At 54.0% G+C, this 11,701-nt stretch carries 9 protein-coding genes and 4 pseudogenes; 1 reads left to right on the top strand and 12 read right to left on the bottom strand.

All coding sequences use genetic code 11. The annotated features are described in order from the left end of the window. Nucleotides 1-6: 6 nt before the first annotated feature. Nucleotides 7-1,017, bottom strand: a complete 1,011-nt coding sequence (gene galE, locus AC3I0A_RS07225; RefSeq protein ID WP_489376954.1) for a UDP-glucose 4-epimerase GalE — start codon at nt 1,015-1,017, stop codon at nt 7-9. 156 nt (nt 1,018-1,173) lie between these two features. Continuing rightward, nucleotides 1,174-1,653 (bottom strand): annotated as a pseudogene (locus AC3I0A_RS07220) (transposase); the annotation flags it as partial. 81 nt (nt 1,654-1,734) lie between these two features. On the opposite strand from AC3I0A_RS07220, the gene AC3I0A_RS07215 reads away from it, so the two are divergent. Beyond that, complete coding sequence (locus AC3I0A_RS07215) at nt 1,735-2,751, top strand: IS110 family RNA-guided transposase (RefSeq protein WP_489376952.1); 1,017 nt, start codon at nt 1,735-1,737, stop codon at nt 2,749-2,751. Between the two features lie 251 nt (nt 2,752-3,002). Here the strand turns inward: AC3I0A_RS07215 and AC3I0A_RS07210 are convergent. The 10 genes and pseudogenes from AC3I0A_RS07210 to rpsA form a co-directional block, all read right to left on the bottom strand. Further along, nucleotides 3,003-3,500, bottom strand: a pseudogene (locus tag AC3I0A_RS07210) (IS5 family transposase); the annotation flags it as partial. Nucleotides 3,501-3,578: 78 nt separating this feature from the next. After that, a pseudogene (tnpC, locus tag AC3I0A_RS07205) lies at nt 3,579-4,512 on the bottom strand (IS66 family transposase); the annotation flags it as partial. 146 nt (nt 4,513-4,658) lie between these two features. Then, nucleotides 4,659-4,760: pseudogene (locus tag AC3I0A_RS07200) on the bottom strand (glycosyltransferase family 2 protein); the annotation flags it as partial. 56 nt (nt 4,761-4,816) lie between these two features. Then, on the bottom strand, nt 4,817-5,707 hold the full coding sequence (rfbA, locus tag AC3I0A_RS07195) for a glucose-1-phosphate thymidylyltransferase RfbA (protein ID WP_489378449.1): 891 nt from the start codon (nt 5,705-5,707) through the stop codon (nt 4,817-4,819). Then, nucleotides 5,707-6,600 carry a dTDP-4-dehydrorhamnose reductase gene (gene rfbD, locus AC3I0A_RS07190; protein WP_489376950.1) on the bottom strand — a complete coding sequence of 298 codons (894 nt, stop codon included), beginning with the start codon at nt 6,598-6,600 and terminating at the stop codon, nt 5,707-5,709. The genes rfbA and rfbD overlap by 1 nt, the downstream gene beginning before the upstream one ends. Continuing rightward, nucleotides 6,597-7,673: a dTDP-glucose 4,6-dehydratase gene (gene rfbB, locus AC3I0A_RS07185; protein ID WP_489376949.1), complete on the bottom strand. Its 1,077-nt coding sequence runs from the start codon at nt 7,671-7,673 to the stop codon at nt 6,597-6,599. Before rfbB ends, rfbD begins: the two co-directional genes overlap by 4 nt. Nucleotides 7,674-7,918: 245 nt before the next feature. After that, complete coding sequence (locus AC3I0A_RS07180; RefSeq protein WP_489376948.1) at nt 7,919-8,158, bottom strand: LapA family protein; 240 nt, start codon at nt 8,156-8,158, stop codon at nt 7,919-7,921. 24 nt (nt 8,159-8,182) lie between these two features. Next, a complete protein-coding gene (ihfB, locus tag AC3I0A_RS07175; protein ID WP_065886416.1) occupies nt 8,183-8,479 on the bottom strand; it encodes an integration host factor subunit beta in 297 nt (98 codons plus the stop codon). A 191-nt stretch (nt 8,480-8,670) separates the two neighbouring features. Then, complete coding sequence (locus AC3I0A_RS07170) at nt 8,671-8,952, bottom strand: hypothetical protein (RefSeq protein WP_489376947.1); 282 nt, start codon at nt 8,950-8,952, stop codon at nt 8,671-8,673. A 1,052-nt stretch (nt 8,953-10,004) separates the two neighbouring features. Next, nucleotides 10,005-11,699, bottom strand: coding sequence for a 30S ribosomal protein S1 (gene rpsA, locus AC3I0A_RS07165; protein ID WP_489376946.1), 1,695 nt, complete (start codon nt 11,697-11,699; stop codon nt 10,005-10,007). Nucleotides 11,700-11,701: the final 2 nt, after the last annotated feature.

Here is an 11,701-nt window from a genome sequence, read left to right as displayed (position 1 = left end):
ACAAGACTACAAATATCCGTTCGGGTTCTTACTTTGCCAAGACCAAGAGTCTTTACACATGTCATCCAAGCCCAAAACAGCTTTCCAGCCCAACTCAAGCTCTGCTACAGACGGATCCGCATAACACTCTGGAACATCTCCGGGGCGCCGAGAACATATTTCGTATGGGATATCTCTTCCACAGGCCCGCTGGAAAGAACTCACCACATCAAGCACACTATAACCTCGCCCCGTACCAAGATTGATAATCTTGCACTGTGCCTGATTTAATCTCTGTAGGGCTTTCAGATGGCCGATAGCCAAGTCGACAACATGGATATAATCACGAACCCCGGTTCCATCCGTCGTGCCATAATCCCCCCCCCAGACATTCAGCTTATCACGACACCCTACAGCAACCTGGGCCACGAAAGGCATGAGATTATTGGGGACCCCCTGAGGATCCTCTCCAATAAGCCCACTCTTATGAGCCCCTACTGGATTGAAATACCGAAGAATGGTTATATGCCAATCAGGATCCGAGGAAAATAGATCCTGCAGAATATCTTCAACAATCAGCTTACTTCTTCCATATGGATTGGTAGCCCCCAAGGGATGCCCTTCATCCAAAGGCAGGTACTTTGGCTCGCCATAGACAGTCGCTGAAGAACTGAATACTATACGTTTTACCCCGGCATCCTGCATTGCCTCCAGAAGACGAATCGTACCTAATACATTATTATCATAGTAAACTAGAGGAACCTGAGTAGATTCTCCAACTGCCTTCAGGCCTGCGAAGTGCATCACTACTGAACAACCGTATTTCCTTATAACAGAGCGGAGCCGTTCACCATCTCGAACATCTCCCTCCTCAAAAATAACTTCCTTACCCACTATATCTTCTATACGCCTAACAACATTACGACTACTATTTGAAAGATTATCATAAATTACAACCTCATAACCTGCTTCCAGCAACTCCACACAGGTATGTGATCCAATATATCCAGCCCCACCCGTGAGCAATATTTTTCCCATAATTCACTTACCCATCCAACTGAGAGCCCGCCAGCGAGGGCGTAAATCAGTCACTCTACCATCTCAGGAAACTCCGAACAACTTACAGTGAATACGCCGCCAGTCGAAATGACAGCCAGCACCGCGCCATCGGGCTTTTCAGCCCGGCTTCCCTAGCTACGGGCGCACCTCACCCATACCCATCAGCTGTTTTCGCACCATCCACAAATTCGACAGGGCGAACAAGGCGGTCAATTGAATAGTGTTTTTCATCAACCTGCGGAACCGGGTTTTCACGCAACCAAACTCCCGCTTGATCACCCGGAACGGGTGCCCGACCTTGGTCCGCGCTTGCGCTTTAGCGCGCTCGATACGGCGTTTGGCTTTGCCGATCGAGCCGCGCTTGCTCTGCGTCCCGTAAGTGCTGCGCCGTGCGGCGATCTGCCAGATAACCTGCCGCTCAGCATGCTCTTCGCGCTTTTCCACGCCCGTATCGCCAGCATCGGCATAGACCGCGTTTTCCTCGCCGCGCAGCAACTCGGCCACTTGCGTGACGTCCGCAACGTTGGCCGCCGCGCCGTGCACGTGATGCACCAGACCCGATTCCACGTCCGCGCCGATGTGCACCTTCATCCCGAAGAAGTATTGGTTTCCCTTAATGAGATGGTCAGCCCGGCTCGAGAAGCCCGGCGAGTCTAGACTTATCGGGTTTCTCTCTTTACCGAAGGAGGATCTCTCATGAACACCGTGACGCTTTTGGGTATCGATATCGGCAAGAACACCTTCCACTTGCATGGCCAGGACGCCAGAGGAAATCAGCTCTTGCGCAAGAAGCTCAATCGTAGCCAATTACTGCCGTATCTGGCGCAGTTGCCAAACTGCAAAATTGCCATGGAGTCCTGCGGTGGTTCGCAATGGCTGGCTAGGCAGATTGAGGGCTTAGGCCACCGAGTGCAATTAATCGCGGCGCAACATGTGAAGGCCTATGTCACCGACAACAAGAATGACTTTATCGATGCAGAGGCCATCTGCGAAGCAGCGTCGCGACCCAGAACCCGCTCGGTTCCGGTAAAGACACTTGAGCAGCAAATCCTGTCGACCGAGCACAAGCTGCGGAAGTCTTGGGTGGATAATCGCACTGGAATCATCAACCAGGTGCACGGCTTTCTGCTGCAGTTCGGCATCATTTTTCCCGTTGGATATGCTGCTCTGGAGCAGACACCCGCGTTAATGGAAAACCACGAACTGCCGATTCGACTGCGTAATGCAGTTGAGCGAATGCTGCTCGATATTCAACGCCTGACTCGAGATATCAAAGCGATTGATGTCGAGATCAAACAGCAATTGTCTGAGGACGCAGCCGGCATGCGCTTGTTGAGCATCCCTGGCATCGGCCCTCTCATCGCTAGCGCGATAGTGGCCGACGTCGGCAACGCTTCTACTTACAAAAGCTCACGCGACTTTGCCGCCTCACTCGGGTTGGTGCCTCGACAGTATTCAACTGGGGGTAAGACGAGCTTGCTCGGCATCAGCAAGCGCGGCGACAAGTATCTGCGCTGCCTACTGGTGCAAGGCGCTCACGCACTGATGATACGAATCGACAAGCGAAACGATGCCCTCGGAGCCTGGGTAAAAAGCTTTTGGCTAGCCCCCCCCCCGAACAAGGTCGCCTGTGCGCTAGCCAACAAATTGGCAAGAATCGTCTGGGCTGTATTAGCCCGAGGCGGTAGCTACAAGGTGCAACAAATGGTTTGACCTAATTGAGTTACTACCGGCTTTTGCGACGACAGTGATGATGACGATAAACGGCAGACATCCCGACTGAAAACCTGAAGACGAAGACAGTCTTTTTAACGGCTGATCCCTTTATCAAGGACAGTTGGGAGCGACTTCTCATCAGGGGCCGAGCGCTAATAACCGTGCTCACCATGAGCCCGAATACATTAGCGCAAGCATGTTTTACCGTTCATCACGCCGGGTTGCAGGAGGTGGACTGACCATACATTCGTCTGGTGCATCTCAGGATCGCGCTTGCCGTCCTCGTTCTTTGTCGAACTGGGCGCATGGATGATCGTGGCATCGGCGATGGTACCTTGGCGCAACGACAGGCCCTTGTCACACAGGTAGCCATTGATGACATCCAGAATTCCCGCTGCCAGTTGATGCTTCCCCAGCAAGCGGCAGAAATTCATGATCGTGGTGCCTTCAGGGACCGAAGCACTTAGCGTCAGCCGGACGAACTGGCGCATCAAGGTGATTTCGTCCAGTACCTCTTCCATCGCCGGGTCGCTCAGCGAAAACCAGTTCTGCAACAGGTGAATGCGCAGTATCGTTTACAGCGGGTAGGGCTTACGTCCACCTCCTAGCTTAGGGTAATGCGGTTCGATCAGGGCCAGCAACCCACTCTAGGGTACCACTCGATCCATCTCAACCAAGAAGCGCTCACCGCGGGCTTGCTTGTGTTTTCCGGCGTATTCGAAATCGGAAAAGCTCATTTGGCTCATGGGACTTGCAACTTGAGGCTTGTGACTGGACGGAATGCTATTTCAGCACAGATGCCGACGCGGCGCTGACTTGTTTGGAGAATCCTTAGTGGCGTGTAGATCGTAGAACTTGCGGCGGGCATGGGCCATGCAGCCGAGTTCGGTTACGCCGCCTTCAAAACTGGCCTTGTAGCCGCCGAAGTCATCGCACACCAGTTTACCTTTCCAGTCCTGTAAAAAGGCCTAGGCTTGCTCGCCGGCACGGCCGGGACTGAAGTCGTAAACTACGGTACTGATGTCGACGAACGAAGTGGTCGCGTAGACCCAGATGTAAGCTCGATGGGTTTTCTTTGAGCCTGGCGCGAGCATCTGCACTGACGTTTCGTCGACATGAACCACATTGTGTCCGAGCACCACCTCGCGCAAGGCACCAATCCAGTGCGCCAAGGTTGAGCGCAGGATCGCAAGGCCGGCACGGGCGAAGATTTTTTCCTGACGATACAGCGGAAAATGGTCGGCGCACTTGGCGATCACCACCTGAGCCAGCAGCCCGGCAGTTAGGATGTCCTTGTCGATGACGTGGGCAGAAACCGGTGCCTGGATCAGGGTTTCGCAGTGATTGCACACCCACTTGCCACGGATATGGCGCTCGACGATGAACACGCCGGGCGTGTAGTCGAGCTTTTCGCTGACGTCTTCGCCGATACGCTTGAGGGCGCAATCGCAGGCGCACTGGATATTTTCAAGTTCGTGATGGATCAGCGTGCGGGGAAACTCGGCGGGCAGCGTGGCTCGCTTGGGTTGCTGGCGCGTTGGAGACGGCGCAGATTGGGGCCAAGGTTTCAAGCTCAGCCTCGATGGCGGCGAGATCAGTCTCAAGCAGGTCGTCCAGCAAACTAGCTTGGCCGAGACAAAACGACTCCGCGCGCTTGGCGAAGTGGTGGCGTTCGAGCAGGGCGATTTCGTGGGCGAGCTGATGGTTGCGGGTTTTGTGGTGCAGCACCTCTTTATCGAGACGCTCAAAGCTGCGCAGTTGTGCGGTGTCGGGCGGATCGAGAGAAGAGGCGCGGTGGCATCTCCACAAAACAGAAGTTAGCCCTCGCGGCTTGATCTCTACTTCTGGTGGGCACTGAAAACGGGGAAATTACCCGCTGGCTGCGCCGCTTGAGGGTTTGCCGCCATAGCCAACTGGCAGAGAATCGAGGTCAACCGCTCCTCGATCCACTGCATGCCATTATAGGCAGCCAGCAAAACCGCAATCTTGGGATGTTTTACTGGCATGCCATTCCTGCTTGCACCAACTGAACACTACTGTTCGAAAGGATAAAACGCTCAATTCAGCGGGAGCTCGAGTCCAGCAGCTTCTGCAGGTACTGACCGTAACCGGTCTTCTTCAGAGCATCAGCTTGGGCACCCAATTGCTCGGCGGTAATCCTGCCACTGTTGTAAGCAATCTCTTCAAGGCACGCCACCTTCAAACCTTGGCGCTGCTCGATGGTATGCACGAAATGGCTGGCCTCCAGCAACGATTCGTGGGTACCTGTGTCCAGCCAGGCGAAACCACGACCAAGTATCTCGACGTTGAGAGTATTTTGCTCAAGGTAAGCGCGATTGATGTCGGTGATTTCAAGCTCGCCACGCTCAGAAGGCTTGATGCTCTTGGCGATTTCGACAACCTGGTTGTCGTAAAAATACAGACCGGTGATCGCGTAGTTTGATTTTGGCTTGAGAGGTTTTTCCTCAATGCTCAGCGCTCGACCCGATGCGTCAAACTCAACCACACCAAAACGTTCGGGGTCGGACACGTGATAGCCGAATACCGTCGCGCCGTGCTCTTGAGTGCTGGCGGAACTAAGCTTATCCGAGAAATGCTGACCGTAGAAAATGTTGTCGCCGAGGATCAAGCAGCAAGGGTCCTTGCCTATAAACTCTTCGCCAATGATGAACGCCTGTGCCAGGCCATCAGGGCTAGGTTGCTCGGCGTAGGTCAGCTGGATGCCATAGAGGCTCCCATCCCCCAGCAGCTTGCGAAAGCTCGGCAGGTCTTCTGGGGTAGAAATGATCAAAATCTCACGTATGCCCGCAAGCATCAGCACCGACAGCGGATAAAAGATCATCGGTTTGTCGTAGATCGGCAGCATCTGCTTCGAAACACCAAGGGTCAACGGGTGCAAGCGCGTACCCGAACCGCCCGCGAGGATGATGCCTTTGCGATTTGTCGTGTTGATCATTTATTTAGAACTTCCATAAGCATTCGGGTTACGCCACTTTTCCAATCTGGCAAGTGCAGAGCAAAATTGTCACGCAGCTTCTGAGTATCCAATCTTGAATTCAGAGGTCGGCGGGCGGGTGTCGGATAAGCCACCGTTTCTATGGGAGTAATCTCAACCACGGCTAACTTCTCACCCTTGGCCCGCGCAAAATCTATTACATGACTAGCATAGCCGTGCCATGAGACTTCGCCGCCGGCCGCCAAGTGATACACGCCCCCCAGCTCAGGGCGTTTAACGACCTGCTGAATAGCCAAGGCTGTTACGTCTGCGATCAGGTCTGCACCAGTGGGTGCACCCATCTGATCGGCAATGATGCTCAAAGTTTCCCGGTCCCTGGCAAGACGCAGCATGGTCTTGGCAAAATTATTGCCCCGAGCGCCGTAGACCCAACTGGTGCGAAAGATCAGGTGTTTACAGCCGGAGCGGACAATGGCCTGCTCACCCGCGAGCTTGCTCGCACCGTAATGATTCACTGGTGCGACTGCGTCATCTTCTTTCCATGGCGCTTGCCCACTGCCGTCGAACACGTAGTCCGTCGAGTAGTGAATCAGCCAGGCATCAACGGACAATGCTTCCTCGGCCATAACCTGGCTCGCCAGTGCATTTACGCGGGTTGCAAGTTCAGGCTCTGATTCAGCTTTATCCACTGCGGTGTAAGCTGCAGCGTTGACGATGACGTCTGGATTGACCTTGCGAATCGTTGCTCGCAGTGAGTCAAGGTCAGACAAGTCGCCACACAGCCCATCGACCGTTTGACGGTCAAGAGCAATGACCTCTCCGAGTGGAGCAAGGGAACGCTGTAGCTCCCAACCGACCTGGCCGTTCTTTCCAAGCAGAAGGATCTTCATACTTTGCTTGAGCGGTTGGCGTAGTTTTTATCAATCCACTGTTGATAGCTGCCGCTTTTCACGTGAGCAACCCATTCAGTGTTCTCGAGGTACCACTCGACGGTTTTGCGTATCCCGGTCTCGAATGTCTCTTCAGGCACCCAACCCAACTCGCGCTGGATTTTGCTGGCATCAATTGCGTAACGCTGGTCGTGGCCTGGGCGATCTTGAACATAGGTGATCAAACTTGCATGCGGGCAATGCATGGAGTCCGGACGCAGCTCATCAAGCAGGACGCAAAGGGCGTTCACCACTTCAATATTCTGCTTTTCGTTGTGACCGCCAATATTGTAGGTCTCGCCGATCACGCCTTTGGTCACGACCTGATAGAGCGCACGGGCATGGTCTTCGACATAGAGCCAATCACGCACCTGATTACCCTTGCCGTAAACCGGCAGCGGCTTGCCTTCCAGCGCATTGAGAATGATCAGCGGGATCAGCTTCTCAGGGAAATGGCATGGGCCGTAGTTGTTCGAGCAATTGGTGACCAGGGTTGGCAAGCCATACGTACGGCTCCAGGCGCGAACCAGGTGATCAGAACTGGCTTTACTGGCCGAATACGGCGAGCTTGGCTGGTAAGGCGTGGTTTCGGTGAAGAGGTCTTCCGGCCCCTCCAGGTCGCCGTAGACTTCGTCGGTCGAAATATGGTGGAAGCGGAAATTGGCTTTTCGCTCATCATCCAGGGCGCTCCAGTAGTGGCGAGCAGCCTCCAGCAGCGTGTAAGTCCCGATGATGTTGGTCTGGATGAATTCGGAAGGGCCGGAGATCGAGCGATCTACGTGAGACTCGGCCGCCAGATGCATGATGGCGTCCGGCTGATGCTCACGGAGCACACGGTCAACCTGGTCCCGGTCGCAGATATCCACGCGCTCGAAAATATAACGATCGCTCTGATCCACGTCAGCCAATGACTCAAGGTTACCGGCGTAAGTAAGCTTATCCAGGTTGATTACGGAATCTGCAGTATTGGAGATGATGTGGCGAATGACTGCAGAACCAATAAATCCAGCGCCGCCGGTTACTAGAATTTTCACGCGATGACCATACCCTTGAGTTGCTGGCAAGGCTGCATACCGAGCTCTGTCTATCCATGAATGCAAAAGCTATCGTATTAGCCGTAGCCTCTGACGAGTGTCCCGTCCGTGTCAGTATCGAGACACCTTATGGCATCTCCGACTTTCAGACAGGCGCAGCATTTTACAGTTTAAAGAAGGATTTACTAACGGATATGGACAAACAACGCGTGAAAAGTTCGATGTGGGCCCTGCCCTTATCGTAATCAGACCAAGCGCTTGCGTCGCACTCGTGCAGTGCGACTGATAAACCAGCCGATCAAGGGGCCAATCAGCATCCCTATCAACAACGCAGCTACGGCGACAACTGATACAGGCAACTGCGGCCCGGCCCAACCAAGGAACAGCAAGGAAACCGATTGCTGATTCTCAAGCACAAAAGCCAGAATCGCCAACACTAGCAAGAGAACAGCTACCACGAGGAGTACGCGCTTCAGATTACGCATTAATTGCTCCTTGAGCCGACGCTATCAAATCCCCTCCTCCTCGTCCTCATTCACCCGATCCCGGAGCTCTTTGCCCGGCTTGAAGTGGGGAACGAATTTGCCGTCCAGGCTAACGGACTGACCGGTTTTTGGGTTGCGACCTACACGCGGTGCGCGGTAGTGCAAGGAGAAGCTACCAAAGCCACGGATTTCGATACGATCACCGGTAGCCAGGCACTGGGACATTTGTTCAAGCATGGTCTTGATGGCCAGCTCGACATCCTTGGATGAGAGTAGCCCTTGATGGGTGACAATTCGTTCGATCAACTCCGACTTCGTCATATTTTTCCCTTCTTTTTCAAGCAGCTAGATCAGCGCTTCAAAGGTTTTAGCATGCTCGGAGGATTTTGAACAGCCCATGTATTGACTTATCTGCACGGCGTTTGAGGTAGCCCGCACAGGCCGAGAGTCGCGACATTTGCCGAGACCAAAAGTTTTGGTTTTGCATTCAGGTAGCGCGATGCCTGCGCTGCTCATCGACAGATAACCAGCATGGAGCGCGAAAGGTAGCCGGCTGGATTCCAGCCGAAGGGATAGTCCTCGGCGCTCTCCTTGACGTCGCTGGACCTGGTGACAACTTTGTAACCTTGCGCCTTACACTCGCGGTCGGCGCGCTTGTAGCATTTCTCCCAGCCTGAGCCAAGCCCGGAACAGTCGATCTCTATACCACTGACACCATGCACTACATGGGTTTTGGTGGTGGTTGTACATCCTGTTAGAACCAGCACTGCCATTACGAAAATGAGTTTGTTCATTCTTTTCCTTATGCGGGGTACCCCACCCTACAGTCGGTTGCTTCAAGTCAAAGCCTAGCCTAACTCTGAATAGATGATTGATCTGCTTGAGGAAAGATATCGTTTGGATGATTTTTTGGGGGGCGAGACGCTTTGGAAATGCTGCCACCGAGTTCGTCCAGATAGAACGTATGTACCGGTTTACGACTGCTGCGCAATCGATCGCGAGCAAGCTCGCTCCCACATTAGATCGGCGCCAAATCACTGAGGCGTGATCGACACATGATCCGTAGGAGCGGTCAAACCACCGGGGTGTGATCAACACATAACCCGTGGGAGCAGGGCTTGCCCGCGAAGGCGATTTCTCAGGCAACGCAAGCGTAAGACCCTCACCGAGTTCGTCCAGATAGAACGCATGTACCGGTTTACGACTGCTGCGCAGCCGATCGCGGGCAAGCCACGCTCCCACATTAGATCGGCGCCAAATCACTGAGGCGTGATCGACACATGATCCGTAGGAGCGGTCAAACCACCGGGGTGTGATCAAACAATAACCTGTGGGAGCGGGCTTGCCCGCGAAGGCGATTTCTCAGACAACGCAAGCGTAAGGCCCTCACCGAGTTCTTCCAGATAGAACGTATGTACCGGTTTACGACTGCTGCGCAGCCGATCGCGGGCAAGCCACGCTCCCACATTAGATCGGCGCCAAATCACTGAGGGGTGATCGACACATGATCCGCAGGAGCGGTCAAACCACCGGGGTGTGATCAACACATGACCTGTGAGAGCGGGCTTGCCCGCGAAGGCGATTTCTCAGGCAACGCAAGCGTAAGACCCTCACCGAGTTCGTCCAGATAGAACGTATGTACCGGTTTACGACTGCTGCGCAAGCGAGCGCGCCACCGGCCGATCGCGAGCAGGCTCGCTCCCACATTAGATCGGCGTCAGACCACCAGGGGTGTGATTGGCACATAACCCGCCGGCTCGGGATGCATCTGATGGTTCATGGGGGTCAAATCGCAGCCACAAAAAAGGGCGACCGAAGTCGCCCTTTTTTTATGGTCTGACAGAACTTAGTTCTGTTTTTCCATTTGTGCACGCAACAGGTCGCCCAGAGTGGTAGGACCAGTAGCGATATCGGAAGTAGCCGGCTTGTCTTTCAAGCTCTGGATAGCTTCTTTCTCGTCTTCAACGTCTTTCGACTTGATGGACAACTGGATTACACGGCTCTTGCGGTCAACGCTGATGATCTTGGCTTCGACTTCTTCGCCTTCTTTCAGAACGTTACGTGCATCTTCGATGCGGTCACGGCTGATTTCGGAGGCTTTCAGAGTAGCTTCGATATCGGTAGCGAGGGTGATGATGGCGCCTTTGGCGTCAACTTCTTTCACGATACCCTTAACGATTGCGCCTTTGTCGTTCTCTTGAACGTACTCGGAGAACGGATCGCTTTCCAGCTGCTTGATACCCAGGGAGATACGCTCACGCTCTGGATCAACAGACAGGATGACGGTGTCGAGCTCGTCGCCCTTCTTGAAGCGACGTACGGCTTCTTCGCCCACTTCGTTCCAGGAGATGTCGGACAGGTGAACCAGGCCGTCGATGCCGCCGTCCAGACCAATGAAGATACCGAAATCGGTGATCGACTTGATGGTGCCGGAGATTTTATCGCCCTTGTTGAACTGGCCAGAGAAATCTTCCCATGGGTTAGATTTGCACTGCTTGATGCCGAGGGAGATACGACGACGCTCTTCGTCGATGTCCAGAACCATAACTTCCACTTCGTCGCCGACTTGTACGACTTTCGAAGGGTGGATGTTCTTGTTGGTCCAGTCCATTTCGGAAACGTGTACCAGGCCTTCCACGCCTTCTTCCAGCTCAGCGAAGCAGCCGTAGTCGGTCAGGTTGGTTACACGCGCGGTAACGCGAGTGCTTTCCGGGTAACGAGCTTTGATAGCGACCCATGGATCTTCGCCCAGCTGCTTCAAGCCCAGGGAAACACGATTGCGCTCGCGATCGTACTTCAGAACCTTGACATCGATCTCGTCGCCAACGTTGACGATTTCAGAAGGATGCTTGATACGCTTCCAGGCCATGTCGGTAATGTGCAGCAGGCCATCGACGCCACCCAGATCGACGAATGCGCCGTAATCGGTGAGGTTTTTGACGATACCTTTGACTTGTTGGCCTTCTTGCAAGGATTCCAGCAGAGCTTCGCGCTCGGCGGAGTTCTCGGCTTCGAGGACGCTACGACGGGAAACGACAACGTTGTTGCGTTTCTGGTCGAGTTTGATGACCTTGAATTCGAGCTCTTTGCCTTCCAGGTGCGTGGTGTCGCGCACTGGACGGACGTCAACCAGAGAACCTGGCAGGAACGCACGGATGCCGTTAACGTCGACAGTGAAGCCGCCTTTAACCTTACCGTTGATAACGCCCTTGACCACTTCTTCGGCTGCGAAGGCTGCTTCCAGAACGATCCAGCATTCAGCGCGCTTGGCTTTTTCACGGGACAGTTTGGTTTCGCCAAAGCCGTCTTCTACCGCGTCCAGCGCAACGTGAACTTCATCACCGATGTTGATGTTCAGTTCGCCAGCGTCGTTGTGGAACTGTTCCAGCGGAATGAGGCCTTCAGACTTCAAACCAGCGTGAACGGTTACCCAACCAGCCTGGTAATCGATATCAACGATGACTGCGGTGATGATGGAGCCTGCCTGAAGATTCAGGGTTTTTAGGCTTTCTTCAAAGAGTTCTGCAAAGCTTTCGCTCATTT

The organism is Pseudomonas sp. KH_024_B2, from assembly GCF_057839965.1.
The sequence above is the reverse complement of the archived record's forward strand: the minus strand, read 5'-3'. Positions and strand labels throughout refer to the sequence as shown.

Excerpts from the sequence above, each read along its gene's own strand:
- galE (WP_489376954.1), bottom strand. The coding sequence starts at position 1,017 with ATGGGAAAAATATTGCTCACGGGTGGGGCTGGATATATTGGATCACAT.
- AC3I0A_RS07215 (WP_489376952.1), top strand. The coding sequence starts at position 1,735 with ATGAACACCGTGACGCTTTTGGGTATCGATATCGGCAAGAACACCTTC.
- rfbD (WP_489376950.1), bottom strand. The coding sequence starts at position 6,600 with ATGAAGATCCTTCTGCTTGGAAAGAACGGCCAGGTCGGTTGGGAGCTA.
- AC3I0A_RS07180 (WP_489376948.1), bottom strand. The coding sequence starts at position 8,158 with ATGCGTAATCTGAAGCGCGTACTCCTCGTGGTAGCTGTTCTCTTGCTA.
- ihfB (WP_065886416.1), bottom strand. The coding sequence starts at position 8,479 with ATGACGAAGTCGGAGTTGATCGAACGAATTGTCACCCATCAAGGGCTA.
- AC3I0A_RS07170 (WP_489376947.1), bottom strand. The coding sequence starts at position 8,952 with ATGAACAAACTCATTTTCGTAATGGCAGTGCTGGTTCTAACAGGATGT.
- rpsA (WP_489376946.1), bottom strand. The coding sequence starts at position 11,699 with ATGAGCGAAAGCTTTGCAGAACTCTTTGAAGAAAGCCTAAAAACCCTG.